The organism is Brachymonas sp. J145 (assembly GCF_036312245.1).
In the GTDB taxonomy this organism is placed as follows: Bacteria; Pseudomonadota; Gammaproteobacteria; order Burkholderiales; family Burkholderiaceae_C; genus Brachymonas; species Brachymonas wangyanguii.
The window spans coordinates 267,974-282,735 of sequence record NZ_JAZDCI010000002.1; the positions used below are offsets into that span (position 1 = coordinate 267,974).

General features: G+C 63.0%; 14 protein-coding genes. 3 read left to right on the top strand and 11 right to left on the bottom strand.

Annotated features, from left to right (window positions below; genetic code table 11):
* Positions 1-33 precede the first annotated feature (33 nt).
* The 4 genes from V1261_RS03575 to V1261_RS03590 form a co-directional block, all read right to left on the bottom strand.
* On the bottom strand, positions 34-1,827 hold the full coding sequence (locus tag V1261_RS03575; RefSeq protein ID WP_329770066.1) for an acyl-CoA dehydrogenase C-terminal domain-containing protein: 1,794 nt from the start codon (positions 1,825-1,827) through the stop codon (positions 34-36).
* Between the two features lie 56 nt (positions 1,828-1,883).
* A complete protein-coding gene (locus V1261_RS03580) occupies positions 1,884-2,561 on the bottom strand; it encodes a TetR/AcrR family transcriptional regulator (protein WP_329770067.1) in 678 nt (225 codons plus the stop codon).
* Between the two features lie 195 nt (positions 2,562-2,756).
* The gene (locus V1261_RS03585) at positions 2,757-4,427 is read right to left on the bottom strand and encodes a sensor histidine kinase (protein ID WP_329770068.1); all 1,671 of its coding nucleotides are present in this window, start codon (positions 4,425-4,427) and stop codon (positions 2,757-2,759) included.
* Positions 4,424-5,098 carry a response regulator gene (locus V1261_RS03590; protein ID WP_329770069.1) on the bottom strand — a complete coding sequence of 225 codons (675 nt, stop codon included), beginning with the start codon at positions 5,096-5,098 and terminating at the stop codon, positions 4,424-4,426. Before V1261_RS03590 ends, V1261_RS03585 begins: the two co-directional genes overlap by 4 nt.
* 129 nt (positions 5,099-5,227) lie before the next feature.
* Between V1261_RS03590 and V1261_RS03595 the strand changes: the two genes are divergently transcribed.
* Positions 5,228-5,680, top strand: a complete 453-nt coding sequence (locus V1261_RS03595) for an OsmC family protein (protein ID WP_329770070.1) — start codon at positions 5,228-5,230, stop codon at positions 5,678-5,680.
* A 271-nt stretch (positions 5,681-5,951) separates the two neighbouring features.
* Here V1261_RS03595 and V1261_RS03600 read toward each other — a convergent pair whose 3' ends face one another.
* The 4 genes from V1261_RS03600 to clpS all read right to left on the bottom strand — a co-directional run bounded on the left by V1261_RS03600 (position 5,952) and on the right by clpS (position 9,569).
* Complete coding sequence (locus tag V1261_RS03600; RefSeq protein WP_329770071.1) at positions 5,952-6,251, bottom strand: addiction module antidote protein; 300 nt, start codon at positions 6,249-6,251, stop codon at positions 5,952-5,954.
* Positions 6,248-6,487, bottom strand: a complete 240-nt coding sequence (locus V1261_RS03605) for a type II toxin-antitoxin system RelE/ParE family toxin (protein WP_329770072.1) — start codon at positions 6,485-6,487, stop codon at positions 6,248-6,250. Before V1261_RS03605 ends, V1261_RS03600 begins: the two co-directional genes overlap by 4 nt.
* A gap of 296 nt (positions 6,488-6,783) precedes the next feature.
* Positions 6,784-9,123: an ATP-dependent Clp protease ATP-binding subunit ClpA gene (gene clpA / locus V1261_RS03610; RefSeq protein WP_329770073.1), complete on the bottom strand. Its 2,340-nt coding sequence runs from the start codon at positions 9,121-9,123 to the stop codon at positions 6,784-6,786.
* An 89-nt stretch (positions 9,124-9,212) separates the two neighbouring features.
* The gene (gene clpS / locus V1261_RS03615; RefSeq protein WP_329770074.1) at positions 9,213-9,569 is read right to left on the bottom strand and encodes an ATP-dependent Clp protease adapter ClpS; all 357 of its coding nucleotides are present in this window, start codon (positions 9,567-9,569) and stop codon (positions 9,213-9,215) included.
* Positions 9,570-9,809: 240 nt separating this feature from the next.
* Between clpS and V1261_RS03620 the strand changes: the two genes are divergently transcribed.
* Complete coding sequence (locus V1261_RS03620; RefSeq protein ID WP_329770075.1) at positions 9,810-10,145, top strand: cold-shock protein; 336 nt, start codon at positions 9,810-9,812, stop codon at positions 10,143-10,145.
* A gap of 121 nt (positions 10,146-10,266) precedes the next feature.
* Here the strand turns inward: V1261_RS03620 and icd are convergent, their stop codons facing one another.
* Positions 10,267-11,523, bottom strand: coding sequence for an NADP-dependent isocitrate dehydrogenase (gene icd / locus V1261_RS03625; protein ID WP_329770076.1), 1,257 nt, complete (start codon positions 11,521-11,523; stop codon positions 10,267-10,269).
* A gap of 189 nt (positions 11,524-11,712) precedes the next feature.
* On the opposite strand from icd, the gene V1261_RS03630 reads away from it, so the two are divergent.
* Positions 11,713-12,201, top strand: a complete 489-nt coding sequence (locus V1261_RS03630; protein WP_329770077.1) for a DUF192 domain-containing protein — start codon at positions 11,713-11,715, stop codon at positions 12,199-12,201.
* Between the two features lie 96 nt (positions 12,202-12,297).
* Here the strand turns inward: V1261_RS03630 and V1261_RS03635 are convergent, their stop codons facing one another.
* Positions 12,298-12,879, bottom strand: coding sequence for a superoxide dismutase (locus V1261_RS03635; RefSeq protein ID WP_329770078.1), 582 nt, complete (start codon positions 12,877-12,879; stop codon positions 12,298-12,300).
* Positions 12,880-13,064: 185 nt separating this feature from the next.
* Positions 13,065-14,510 carry an exodeoxyribonuclease VII large subunit gene (gene xseA, locus V1261_RS03640; protein WP_329770079.1) on the bottom strand — a complete coding sequence of 482 codons (1,446 nt, stop codon included), beginning with the start codon at positions 14,508-14,510 and terminating at the stop codon, positions 13,065-13,067.
* Between the last annotated feature and the right edge of the window lie 252 nt (positions 14,511-14,762).

Below are 14,762 nucleotides of genomic sequence, written 5' to 3' on the forward strand. Positions count from 1 at the left end.
GGGATTGTCTCCTCGTCAGGTGGGGTTGTGGAATCAGGCCAGGGCGGCGTCGGTGTCCAGCAGGACCTTGACACCGTTGCGCGCCGTCTTCATCAGCGTCAGGGTTTCGGGGAACAGCTTGGCAAAGTAGAAGCGCGCGGTCTGCAGCTTGCCCAGGTAGAACGGGTCATTGCTGCCTTCGGCGATCTTCTGCTGCGCCACTTGCGCCATGCGGGCGAACATGTAGGCAAACACCAGATGGCCGGCGACCTTCATGTAGTCGAAGGCGGCAGCGCCGACTTCATCCGGGTTCTGGAAGCCGCGGAAGCCGAGTTCGGTGGTGAACTTGGTCATCTGGTCGGCCAGCATCGCCAGCGGGTTGATGAATTCGGCCATCTGCTCGTTCACGCCTTCGGCGGCGATGAAGGTGGCGATTTCCTTGCCGAACTTTTTCAGCGTGGCACCCTGGTTGCCCAGCACCTTGCGGCCCAGCAGGTCCAGCGCCTGCACCGTGTTGGTGCCTTCGTAAATCATGTTGATGCGGGCATCGCGCACGAACTGCTCCATGCCCCATTCCTTGATGTAGCCGTGGCCACCAAACACCTGCTGGCACTCGACCGTGGCCTTGAAGCCGTTTTCGGTCAGGAAGGCCTTCACGATCGGGGTCAGCAGCGCCAGGATCTCGCCGGATTCCTTGCGCACCTGCTCGTCCGGGTGGTTGTGTTCCTTGTCCAGCAGCAGGCCGGCGTAGACGCTCAGCGCGCGACCGCCTTCGGCATAGGCCTTGGCCGTCAGCAGCATGCGGCGCACGTCCGGGTGCACGATGATCGGATCGGCCGGCTTGTCCTTGGCCTTGACGCCGGACAGGCTGCGCATCTGCAGGCGTTCCTTGGCGTAGGCCAGCGCGTTCTGATAGGCCACTTCGGTCAGGCCGAGCGACTGGTTGCCGACGCCCAGGCGGGCGGCGTTCATCATCACGAACATCGCCTGCAGGCCCTTGTTCGGCTGGCCGATCAGGGTGCCGCGCGCCTTGTCCAGCACCAGCTGGGCGGTGGCGTTGGAGTGGATACCCATCTTGTGCTCGAGGCCACCGCAGTAGATGCCGTTGCGCTCGCCAATGTTGCCGTCGGCATCGACATTGAACTTGGGCACGGCAAACAGGCTGATGCCCTTGCTGCCGGCCGGTGCGTCAGGCAGGCGTGCCAGCACCAGGTGCACGATGTTGTCCACCATGTTGTGCTCGCCGGCGCTGATGAAGATCTTCTCGCCGCTGATCAGGTAACTGTCGCCGTCCGGCTCGGCCTTGCTGCGCAGCAGGCCCAGGTCGGTACCGCAGTGCGGCTCGGTCAGGCACATGGTGCCGGTCCATTCACCGCTCACCAGCTTGGGCAGATAGACCTTCTTCTGCCAGTCGGTGCCGTGAGCCGCCAGGGCCTCGTAGGCGCCATGGCTCAGGCCGGGGTACATGGTCCAGGCCTGGTTGGCAGCGTTCAGCATTTCGTAGAAGCAGCCGTTGATGGTGGCGGGCAGGCCCTGGCCACCAAACTCGGGATCGCAGCTCAGCGCCGGCCAGCCGCCTTCGATGTACTGCTGGTAGGCTTCCTTGTAGCCCTTGGGCGGGGTCACCTCGTGCGTGCTCTTGTCCAGCGTGCAGCCCTCGGTATCACCGCTGACGTTCAGCGGCTGGATCACCTCGGCGGCGAACTTGCCGCCCTCTTCCAGGATCGCGTCGATGGTGGCGCGATCCACATCGGCATGGGCCGGCATCTGGCTGAAAGCGCTGGTCACATCGAACACTTCGTGCAGCACGAACTGCATGTCGCGCAGCGGCGGGGTGTAGCTGGGCATGAAACGTCTCCTAGGTTATTGCCGGCGGCTCGGGCCGCACAAGGTTTGGCGGGGGTTCAGGAAGCGCCCGGCGTGCTGCCGGACGGGGTCTTGTAAAACGAGAGCACGCGCTCGAAGCTGGTATGGATGCGTTCGATCGCCTGCGGCTTGTGCAGGAAGCGCGCCTCGTAGTGCACGGACAGGATCAGTCCGTGGATCTCGAAAATCATCTGGTGGGCATCGGTGCCGGGCTCGAGATGCCCTTCCGCACGCGCCTGCTCCACGGCCCGCTCCAGCGCTGCCATCCAGGTCTGGATCGCCTTGCGCAGGGCGTCGCTGACCGGGCCTTCCCGGTCGTCGTATTCGACCGCGCCACTGATGAAGATGCAGCCCGAGTGGACTTCCTCTTCGGTGACACGGCGAATCCAGTTTTCGAACATGGCGCGCAGGCGCGGCAGGCCGCGCGGCTGCGCCAGCGCCGGGTGGAACACCTCGCGCTCGAAACGCTGGTAGTACTCGTCAATGATGGCAATCTGCAGGTCTTCACGCGAGCCGAAATGGGCAAACACGCCGGACTTGCTCATGCTGACGATGTCGGCCAGGGCACCAATGGTGATACCCTCCAGCCCGAAACGGCTGGCCAGCCCCAGACCAGCATCCAGCAGGACGGCACGCGTGTGCTGTCCCTTGTGCAGGTTGCGGCGACCCTTGCCGGCAGGGGCGTTGGCGGAGGATGGGCTGGTGGTGGCAGACATGGTGCGGACTATAGCAAAATATATCGAACGGTCGTTCTATTTTTTCAATAAAACGGGAAAGATTCCGGGTAAATCCCGATAAGCGTCGCCTGGATGACAAGCGTAACAAGACCCGGATGCTCGCATGGTAACGTCCGAACGTGCGTGCAGATACTGGTGCATACCCATAACACCAGTTCCAGGGATCAGGCTACTTCAGAGCGAGACGTCGGGTGCGGGAGCGTCCCTGACGGCGCTGCTGCGCCAGGGCGATGGCGCACTGCCGGGTTGCAGCAGCAGTTGCGGCGCCAGCAGCAGCGTCACGCGCAGGCCACAGCCCTGGCCATCGGCATGCGGCACGCCATCAGACAGGATCAGCTGGCTCTGGTGGCGGTGCGCGATTTCGCGTGCAATCGCCAGCCCCAGGCCGGTGCCCTCGCCCTTGGTGCCGGGCATGCGGTAGAAGCGCTCGAACACCTGCTCACGATGGTCAGGCGCAATACCGGGGCCGTTGTCCTCGACTTCGACAAAGGCCTGTGGCAAGGCCCGATCGGCACCGCTGGCCGGCCAGCGTGGGCGTGGCGGCTGGCGGATGCCGCAGCGCAGCGTGATCTCGCCGCCTTCGGGCGTGTAGTGCAGCGCATTGCCGATCAGGTTGGCCAGCAGCTCGCGCAGCCAGAGCGCATGCGCCTGCACCGTGACCGGCTGCTGCAGGTCCAGCCCCAGATCGATATGGCGATCCAGCGCGGCATCGATGTATTGCTCGAGCAGGCTTTCACACAGGTCCTGCAGGTCCACCGGTGCCAGATGGCTGGCATCCATCGCATCGGAATCGGCACGCGACAGGGACAGCAGCTGGTGCACCAGCTGCGAAGTGCGGCGCGTGGCGGCGCGCAGGCGGTAGAAATCGTGCAAGGGCAGTTGCACCATCTCCTTTTGCAGCGCCTCGTTCCAGACCAGTTGCGCGTGGTTACCGGACAGCACATCGGCCGGTTGCAGTGCGCCCTGCCCGGCCGCCAGCGGCTTGCCAGCGGACGGTGACGGCCTGATCGATTCGCTCCAGGCATCGATCTGCGCCTGCAGGCCGGCCAGCGGCGTACGCAGCTGGTGCGCGGCATCGGCGATAAAGCGGCGCTGCGTTTCGGCCTGCGTGTTGACCAGCCCGAACAGGCGGTTGAGCGCCTTCACCAATGGGCGGATTTCCTCGGGCGTGCTGCGCACATCGATGCTGCTGAGGTCACGCGGGGAACGCTTCTCGACCGCCATGATGAGCAGGCGCAGCGGCCGGAAGGCGCGCCGTACCGCCCAGCTGATCAGTAGCGAGAACAGCACGATCAGCACCAGGTTGGGAAACACCACCTTGAAGAACACCTGCGACAGCCAGCGCCGGAACGGGTTGGAGGCATCGGCCACCTCGACGATGACGTCACCGGCCACGCTGGGCACACGCTGTGCCACGATGCGGTAGCTGATGCCGTTGACTTCCTGGTTGAAGAACTCGGGCGCCTGCGTCAGCGGCATGACGGACGGCAGATTGTCATTGCCGTGCAGCAGCCGGCGCTGCGGCGTGAAGATCTTGTAGGTCACCAGGCCTTCGCGCTCGCGCAGGAACTCCTCGACCGGCGCCGCCAGCACCAGCACCGGCGGGTCATCGGAATGCACGCCCACGGCAATGATGGAGTCAGCCAGCAGCGGCACCAGCCGCAACAGCTGCTGGTCCTGCTCGCCGGCCAGGCTGTCGGCCGAGCGGTAATCGACCCAGGCGTTGAGCAGCCCGAGCAGCACCAGCGGCACGATCAGCATGTAGAGCAGACGGCGCTGGATGCGGACGGTATCGACCTTGACCAGTCCTTCCTGCGCCGGCAGCCAGCGGGTTTTCCAGTTCATTCAGGGCGCTGTTCGATGCGGTAGCCAAAACCCCGGATGGAGCGCAAGGCGATGCCATAGGGATCGAGCTTGGCACGCAGGCGCGAGATATAGACCTCGACCGCGTTGAGCGTGATTTCCTTGTCCCAGCCGGTGAGCGCCTGCAACAGCTTGTCCTTGCTGACCGGCTTGGGCGCGTGCAGCATCAGATACTGCAGCACGGTCCATTCGCGCGGACCGACATCGAGCGGCTGCTCGTCGGCCATGACCTGGCGCGCGGCGGTGTCAAGCGAGATGCGGCCGAGTGTCAGCACCGAGCTGGTCGCTGCCTGCGAACGGCGCAGCAGTGCGCGCAGGCGCGCCAGCAATTCGGGCAGCTCGAAGGGCTTGACCATGTAGTCGTCAGCGCCGGCATCCAGGCCCTGCACCCGGTCGTCGAGCGAATCACGCGCCGTCAGCATCAGCACCGGAATCGACAGGCCGCGTTCGCGCATGCGCTCGGTCAGCGCCATGCCGTCCATCTGTGGCAGGCCAACGTCGATGATGGCGGCATCAAAGGTATCGGAGGTGAGCGCGTCCAGCGCCGATTCGGCACTGCCCACGGCATCGACCACATAGCCGCCAGCCGAGGTCAGGCCCTGCTTGATGCCGTCGGCCAGCATCTGATCATCTTCTACCAGTAACAATCGCATGGGGATGGGCTCCGTATGGCTGCAGGAACAGGCTTCCATTGTGCCTGCACCCGGAAAGACCGGCACCGGCAGCAAGGAGATGTATTCTGCTCCTACAATCTGCCAGATTTACCCAGGGGAGGCAAGACTATGGAATGTACCGTCAGCTGGACCGGCGGACTCGATACCCGCTCAAGCATGGGCTTTGTGGCCGAAACCGGCAGTGGCCATGTGGTGATGATGGATGGTGCGCCTGACGCCGCCAAGCCGGAAAACGGCGGCCGCAACCTGGCACCGCGCCCGATGGAACTGCTGCTGAGCGGTCTGGGCGGCTGTGCCGCCTACGATGTAGTGCTGATCCTGAAACGCGGCCGCCACCAGGTGGAAGGCTGCAGCGTGGCGATCGAGGCCGAACGCGCCGAGACCGATCCCAAGGTGTTCACGCGCATCCACATGCAGTTCACCATTCGTGGCAAGGACATTCCGGCCAGCGCCGCCGAGCGCGCGATTGCCATGAGCCACGACAAGTACTGCTCGGCCAGCCAGATGCTGGGCAAGACCGCGACTATCACGACCGGCCTGACGCTAGCCGAAAGCGCATGAATTCGCCATGACAAAATAGTGAAAAACGCGACTTTTTAACGTTACATGGCGTCAATACGTTGCCATTTGCAGACAAAACCCTGCGAATCGTGATTTTTTGACGCATTGCAGCAAACTTCTTGCGAACGCCCGTGCACAAAACTGCAATTGTGGCTACACTCGAGTCGTTGCATATTCAGTTTCATGCAATAGTTGTCTCCTCCACCCTCTTATCAGGTGGATTCACCCCAAGTCTTCGGACTTGGGGTTTTTTTGGTCTGGCAAAGCTTGATCAGCTGGCGCGCTGCGCCGGTTCAATCGTCAATCTGAGCCCCAGTGCCGCGATTACCTTGAACAGGGTCTCGGAGCTGGGTGCACGCTCTCCACTCAGGCTCTTGTACAGGCTTTCGCGAGACAAGCCGGTTGCCTTGGCCAGTTGCGTCATTCCGCGTGCACGCGCCACGTCTCCCAAAGCTGCAGCCAGCTCCAGCGGATCATTGTCTTCCAGCACCTGTCGCAGGTATTCGGCCACCTCGTCATCGTTGGTGAGGTAGTTGGCCATGTCAAAGGGCCGGGTCTTGCTGTTGCTCATGAGGTGATCTCCCTGGCCATGGCTTGTGCCGCGGCGATATCCAGCGCCTGGCTGGACTTGTCACCACCGCCCAGCATGATGATCAGCACGTTGCCGCGCTGCGTGTAGTACATGCGCCAGCCGGGACCGAAGAATTCGCGCATCTCCCAGACGCCGTCTCCAACCGGTTTCACGTCACCGAGATTGCCATTCTTGGCACGGTTGACGCGCCGGCGCAGGCGGATACGTGTGGACATATCGCGAATGGAGTCTACCCAACTGGCGAACGCCTCGGTTTCCAGGACGGTGTACATGGATGATTGTATCCCTGAGGCTACATGTGCACAAGAAGCCATTCCTTTTCACTTGCTTCTTTGTGTGACTACGGATGAGGAAAGATGCTGCTCACGTCACCTTCTTCTACGTCTTTACTAGAATAATTTTAATACCTTTTTATTATTTTGTTTTCAGATATCAACGAGTCGCTGACGAAAAAAAAGCCAGCCCCTTTCAGGACTGGCCCCTGCGCGTTCAAACGCTGGTTAGCAGGCTATCAGTTCGCCTCAGCCGGCTCTGCCTTGCCAGCCTTGGGTTCCTTCTTCAGCGGCGGCTGGATGTCCAGCACGATGCCGCTGTTCTCTTCCTGCTTTTCGTCGTAGTCCACCGTCAGGCGGCCAGCTTCGGTCAGGCGGCCGAACAGCAGTTCGTCAGCCAGCGCCTTGCGGATGGTGTCCTGGATCAGGCGCTGCATCGGGCGCGCGCCCATCAGCGGATCAAAGCCCTTCTTGGCGAGGTGCTTGCGCAGCACGTCGGTGAAGGTGGCCTCGACCTTCTTCTCCATCAGCTGCTGTTCCAGCTGCAGCAGGAACTTGTCCACCACGCGCAGGATGACCTGCTCGTCCAGCGGCTTGAAGCTGACCATGGCGTCCAGCCGGTTGCGGAACTCGGGTGTGAACAGGCGCTTGATGTCGGCCATTTCATCCCCGCTCTCGCGCTTGGTGGTAAAGCCGATGGTGCTCTTGTTCATGGCCTCGGCGCCGGCGTTGGTAGTCATGATGATCACCACGTTGCGGAAGTCGGCCTTGCGCCCGTTGTTGTCGGTCAGCGTACCGTGGTCCATCACCTGCAGCAGCACGTTGAAGATGTCCGGGTGTGCCTTCTCGATCTCGTCGAGTAGCAGCACGCAGTGCGGTTTCTTGCTGATCTGTTCGGTCAGCAGGCCACCCTGGTCAAAGCCGACGTAGCCCGGCGGCGCACCGATCAGGCGACTGACCGCGTGGCGCTCCATGTACTCGGACATGTCAAAACGCACCAGATCCACGCCCATGATGTAGGCGAGCTGCTTGGCGGCTTCGGTCTTGCCGACACCGGTGGGGCCGCTGAACAGGAAGGCACCAATCGGCTTGTCCTGCTTGCCCAGGCCGGAGCGTGCCATCTTGACACTGGCGGCCAGCACCTCGAGCGCCTTGTCCTGGCCGAACACCACACTCTTCAGGTCACGCTCCAGCGTGGCCAGCTTGCTGCGGTCATCGCTGCTGACGCTGGCCGGCGGGATGCGCGCGATCTTGGCCACGATGTCCTCGATCTCGTTCTTGCCGATGGTCTTCTTGCGCTTGCTGGCCACCAGCACACGCTGGGCCGCACCGGCTTCGTCGATCACGTCGATCGCCTTGTCGGGCAGCTGGCGGTCGTTGATGTACTTGGCCGACAGCTCGGCCGCCGCCTGCAGCGCCGCTTGCGCGTACTTGACGTTGTGGTGCTCCTCGAAGCGCGACTTCAGGCCCTTGAGGATGTCCACCGTCTGCTCCACGGTCGGCTCCACCACTTCCACCTTCTGGAAACGGCGTGACAGCGCCGCATCCTTCTCGAAGATGCCGCGGTACTCGGTAAAGGTGGTCGCGCCGATGCACTTGAGCTGGCCGCTGGACAACGCCGGCTTGAGCAGGTTGGAGGCATCCATGGTGCCACCGGAAGCGGCACCGGCACCGATCAGGGTGTGGATCTCGTCGATGAACAGGATCGCGTCCGGCTTTTCCTTCAGCGACTTGAGCACGCCCTTGAGGCGCTGCTCGAAATCGCCGCGGTACTTGGTGCCGGCCAGCAGCGCGCCCATGTCGAGCGCGTAGACTTCGCCATTTGCCAGCACCTCGGGCACCGTGCCCTGGGTGATGCGCCAGGCCAGGCCTTCGGCGATGGCCGTCTTGCCGACGCCAGCCTCGCCGACCAGCAACGGGTTGTTCTTGCGGCGGCGGCACAGGATCTGGATCACGCGCTCGACTTCAAAGTCGCGGCCGATCAGCGGATCGATCTTGCCTTCCTTGGCAGCCTGGTTCAGGTTGTTGGTGAACTGGTCCAGCGGCGAGCCTTTTTCGCCGCGCTCGCTGGAGGCCGGCTCTTCGCCAGCGCCTTCGCCCGGGCTGCCCTCATCGGGCTTGTGCGATTCCTCGGATTCGCCACTTTTGCGGATGCCGTGCGCGATGTAGTTGACGACGTCGAGACGCGTCACGCCCTGCTGGTGCAGGTAGTACACGGCATGCGAATCCTTTTCGCCGAAGATGGCGACCAGCACGTTGGCGCCGGTGACTTCCTTCTTGCCATTGCCGGTGCTTTGCACGTGCATGATGGCGCGCTGGATGACGCGCTGGAAGCCCAGCGTCGGCTGGGTGTCGACCTCATCGGTGCCCGGCAGCTGCGGGCTGTGGTCCTGGATGAAGTTGGCGAGCGAAGTGCGCAAGTCGTCCACGTTGGCGGCGCAGGCGTGCAGTACTTCGGAGGCACTCGGGTTGTCCAGCAGTGCCAGCAGCAGATGTTCCACGGTGAGGAATTCGTGCCGCTGTTGCCGTGCCTCGACAAACGCCATGTGCAGTGTCACTTCAAGTTCTTGAGCGATCATTTCGGGTTCCTTTCACACAGCATTCGGAAGCCCCATGTTAACCGGAATCTCCCATGCTGCCTTGGGCAGAACATGGGGCTTTCCAGCAGTTATTCAACCGGCTCGCTCACACATTGCAACGGATGGCCAGAGGAGCGCGCCGCCTCCATCACCTGCTCGACCTTGGTCTGGGCGATATCGCGCGTGTAGACGCCGCAGATGCCGCGACCTTCCATGTGCACCTTCAGCATGATGCTGGTGGCCGTCTCGCGGTCCTTGTTGAAGAACTCCTGCAGCACCAGCACCACGAACTCCATCGGCGTGAAGTCGTCATTGAGCAGCACCACCTGGTGCATGGCAGGCGGCCTGGTCGGCTGCAGGCGCGGCTTGGCGACCACGACGGCATCGCCCTGGCGTTGCGGGGTGGCGGGAGGCTGGTTGGGTTGCTTGGGAGTCTTGCTGGCCATAGTAGGGAGATTGTCGCCGAATCGCCGCCGGCTTGCAGCAGGTCGACTCGGAGACGCGTCAATCCGATTGGCTTTGCCGGACTGGCGGACGCCTGCAGTTGCGCCGGACGCACATCGGCAGAACAACCCATTGACACGGCCGCTTGTCTATTCGTAACATTCCGCTCCAAATGCTGCATCCATTCGGATAGTACGCAGGTAACAAGAAAACCAACATCCCGGATACGGGGAGACAGGCATATGGCAACAGGGACAGTCAAGTGGTTTAGCGACGCCAAGGGCTACGGCTTTATCGAGCCGGACGGTGAAGCCGGCAAGGATATCTTTGCGCACTTTTCCGCGATCCAGATGGAGGGCTTTCGCACCCTGCGCATGGGCTCGCGCGTGAGCTACGAGTTGCATGATGGTCCCAAGGGGCCGCACGCCCTGAACATTGCCCCGCTGCCCGGCGAAGAGCAGCCAGAACCCCCGGCCAGTACGCGCGAGGACAGCGGCCCGGTGGTACTGGATCCCGCCGGCGACCGCCCGGCCATGCGCGATCCCGTGGAAGAAGGCGTGAAACCGCTGCAGTTCTGATGTCGGTCGACCGGGACTGACCTGCTCATCCATTCCCGCAGGCACAAAAAACCCGGCGCCTCCAAAGAAGCGCCGGGCATCATGCTGTCTGCCTGGGCCGCAGCGACGGCCCGGATGCAGATTACATGTTGTCGATCATCACCTGGCCAAAGCCGGAGCAACTGACCTGGGTTGCACCTTCCATCAGGCGGGCGAAGTCGTAGGTCACCTTCTTGCTCTTGATGGACTTGCCCATGGAGCTGATGATCAGGTCGGCGGCTTCGGTCCAGCCCATGTGGCGCAGCATCATTTCGGCGGACAGGATTTCGGAACCGGGGTTCACGTAGTCCTTGCCGGCGTACTTGGGCGCGGTGCCGTGGGTGGCTTCGAACATGGCCACGCTGTCAGACAGGTTGGCACCCGGAGCGATACCGATACCGCCGACCTGGGCTGCCAGGGCGTCGGACACGTAGTCGCCGTTCAGGTTCAGGGTGGCGATCACGCTGTACTCTGCGGGGCGCAGCAGGATCTGCTGCAGGAAGGCGTCAGCAATGCTGTCCTTGATGACGATCTCGTTGCCGTTCTTCGGGTTCTTGATCTTCATCCACGGACCGCCGTCGATCAGCTCGCCGCCGAATTCGGTCTGGGCCAGTTCGTAGGACCAGTCACGGAAGCCACCTTCGGTGAACTTCATGATGTTGCCCTTGTGCACGATGGTGACGGAGGGCTTGTCGTTGTCGATGGCATACTGGATGGCCTTGCGCACCAGACGCTGCGTGCCTTCCTTGGACACCGGCTTGACACCGATACCGGAAGTTTCCGGGAAGCGGATCTTGGTCACGCCGAATTCTTCCTGCAGGATCTTGATCAGCTTCTTGGCCTTGTCGGACTGGGCTTCGAATTCGATGCCGGCGTAGATGTCTTCGCTGTTCTCGCGGAAGATCACCATGTTGGTCTTCTGCGGCTCTTTCACCGGAGACGGCACGCCTTCAAAGTACTGGATCGGGCGCAGGCAGACGTACAGGTCCAGCTCCTGGCGCAGGGCCACGTTCAGGGAGCGGATACCACCGCCAACGGGGGTAGTCAGCGGGCCCTTGATGGACACCACGTAGTCCTTGATGGCGTGCAGGGTTTCTTCCGGCAGCCAGACGTCGGGGCCGTACACCTTGGTGGACTTTTCACCGGCGTAGACTTCCATCCAGTGGATCTTGCGCTTGCCGCCGTAGGCCTTGGCCACGGCAGCGTCAACCACCTTCAGCATCACGGGCGTGATGTCAAAACCAGTACCGTCGCCCTCGATGTAGGGAATGATGGGCTGATCCGGCACGTTCAGGGACATGTCGGCGTTGACGGTAATTTTCTCGCCCTCGGTGGGCACCTTGATATGCTGGTAAGACATAGTCGCTCCGTATTGGTTATTCGCAATGTGAGACACATACCGGTTCGTCGGGGCATGGGTCATGCCACGCCTGCACGGTGTGTGGCTCCATTTTAAGGCCAAATGTCACACATGAGGTCCTGCGGGGTTTCCATGGGAACTTCGGCGCTGCCTACAATTCCAAACTGGATCATCCCGAGAAAAGCCACCATGAAACTGCGTCCCCTGCTGCTGTCCTGCGCCCTGCTGCTGCCCCTGTCCTTGCCCATGGCACAGGCGCAAAGCCCGTTCCTGAACCAGCCCCAGCTGGACCTGCCGCGCGCCACGCTGCAGGCCGGCCGCCAGCAGATCAGCGTACAGCTGGCGGAAACACCGCTGCAGCGCCAGATCGGCCTGATGCACCGCCGCCAGATGCCGAAGCACGAGGGCATGCTGTTCGTGTTCGAGCAGCCCGGCGTGCAGTGCTTCTGGATGAAGAACACGCTGTTGCCGCTGACCGCCGCCTTTCTTGACGATGCCGGCCGCATCGTGAACCTGGCCGACATGCAGCCGCAATCCGAACAGCAGCATTGCTCGGCCAAGCCGGTGCGCTATGTGCTGGAGATGAACCAGGGCTGGTTCCGCCAGCAGGGACTGCGTGCCGGCATGCGGCTGAAGCACCCAGTGTTTGATGCCGCGCTGACACCCGCCAGGCGCTGATCCTTTTCATGCGCCCATGAAAAACGGCCTGCCGGAAATTCCGGTCAGGCCGTTATTGCTGGTGCCAGCCTGTCAGATAACAGGCAGCTCAGGGCATCAGGCGAAGTTTTCTTCGGCGAACTTCCAGTTGGCCAGCTTGTTCAGGAAGGCTTCCACGAACTTGGGGCGGGCGTTGCGGTAGTCGATGTAGTAGGCGTGCTCCCAGACGTCAACCGTCAGCAGGGCCTTGTCGTCGGTCGTCAGCGGCGTGCCGGCCGGGCCGGTGTTGACGATGTCCACGCTGCCATCAGCCTTCTTCACCAGCCAGGTCCAGCCGGAACCGAAGTTGCCCACGGCAGACTTGGTGAAGGCTTCCTTGAAGGCATCGAAGCTGCCCCACTTGGCGTTGATGGCATCCGCCAGGGCGCCGGACGGCTGGCCGCCGCCGTTGGGCGTCAGGCAGTTCCAGAAGAAGGTGTGGTTCCAGATCTGGGCAGCGTTGTTGTAGATGCCACCGGAAGACTTCTTCACGATCTCTTCGAGTTCCATGTTCTCGAACTCGGTGCCCTTTTGCAGGTTGTTCAGGTTGTCCACATAGGCCTTGTGGTGCTTGCCGTGGTGGTATTCCAGGGTTTCCTTGGAATAGTCAGGCTCCAGGGCGTCAATGGCAAACGGCAGGGCGGGCAGTTGGTGTTCCATGCTAGTGTCCTTGTCAGATGTGGTGTGGGTATTCGCTGTCTCCTGCCGCGCAGCCGGGGCAGGAGCCGGCACGCCAGACTGGCAGCCGGGTACCGCTGCCTGCCGCAAGACGGCTGGTCAGTGGTCCGGATCATTGTCGCACAAAGGCCGGATTCCATTTCCGGCACAAGGGATATGGATTTGCCCTAGTCGGCAGTGGCCGGACGCAGCTCGACCTGGCCATCGTGCATCGTGGCGCGGATGCGGTCGGCCTGGCGCAGCTGCTGTGCGCTGCCGAGCACCTGGCCGGCCTCGTCCTGCAGCAGGGCGTAGCCGCGCTGCAGCACCAGCGCGGGATCGAGCAGGCGCAGCGCCTGGTCGGCGCGGGCCAGCCGGCTGGCGGATTGCTGCAGCGCCTGCTGGCTCCCCTGGTGCAGATCCTGCTGCAGGCCTTGCAGCTGCTGGCCGGCATCGCGCAGATCGCGCTGCGCCAGCGCCTGTAGCCGCTGTTGCAGTTGCTGCAGCCGGGCCGACTGTTCGCCCACCGTGCCCTGGCGGTGCACCACCAGATGCAGGCACTGCTGCAGTTGTTGCAAGCGGCTGCGGCGCTGCTCCTGGCCGCGCTGGCGCTGCTGTTGCAGGCGCAGGCCGAGCGCCTGCAGGTGCAGCTGCTGCGCATGCGCACGCTGGCCGCTGCGCGCCAGCCCCCAGCCCAGGCGATCGAGCCGCTGCGCGGCACCATCGAGCTGGCGCTGCACCAGCTGTTGCAGGCGTTGCCTGCGTGCCAGCGCCAGCTGCCAGGCGTCTTCGGCCGGCAGCGCCGCCAGCTCTGCGGCGGCGGTCGGCGTGGGCGCGCGCAGATCGGCACAGAAATCGGCAATCGTGACATCGGTTTCGTGGCCGATACCGCTGATCAGCGGCACCGGGCTTTGCACGATGGTATGCGCCAGCCGCTCGTCGTTGAAGGCCCACAGGTCTTCCAGCGAACCGCCGCCGCGCACCAGCAGGATGGTGTCGATCGGCGGTGCCAGCGTGGCCTCGCCAGCCTGCTGGCGGCGCACCAGGGCGTAGAGCGATTCCAGCGCGTCCACCAGCGTGGCCGGCGCCGCCGCACCCTGCACCAGCGCCGGCACCAGCAGCACCGGCACTTGCGGCGCACGCCGCTGCAGCGCGATTGCCACGTCACGCAGTGCCGCGGCGCCGAGCGAGGTGACCAGGCCGATGCCGCGCGGAAATGCGGTCGGCGTGCGCTTGCGCGCCGGATCGAACAGGCCTTGCGCCTCCAGCGCCGCCTTGCGCCGCAGGAAGTCCTCGTACAACGCGCCCTGGCCGGCACGCTGCATGCGCTCGACGATCAGCTGCAGGTCGCCACGGCCTTCGTACACCGTGATGCGCGCCTGCACCTCGACCAGCTCGCCATCGCGCGGCATCCAGCTCAGCTGGCTGGCAGCGCGGCGGAACAAGGCGCAGCGCAGCTGGCCAGTGCTGTCCTTCAGGCTGAAGTAGCAGTGGCCACTGGCGGCGCGGCTGAAGCCGCTGAGCTCGCCGCGCACCGTGACATAGCCAAAGCGCGCTTCCAGCGTATCAGCCACCGCACGGCATAACGCACCGACCTGCCAGACGCGCTGGCGCGGGATCTCAGCGTGCTCCATGGCACCCCTCCGGCTGCAGGTAGTCCACAGTGTTGCCTGATGTCACGAAGCCTGAACATCCGCCCGCAAGTGCCAATGAGTTCGTCATAACTTGTTGATTTTTATGGAAATTAAACCTGCTCAAAATGTAGTCAACCTGTCACACACACGATGAATCGCGGGTTTGGAGCATTTGTTGGGCCACTATCCACAAAGTTATCCACAGCTTGCGTGGACAATTCCACAGGCCCTGGCGGAGCGCTGCAAATGAAG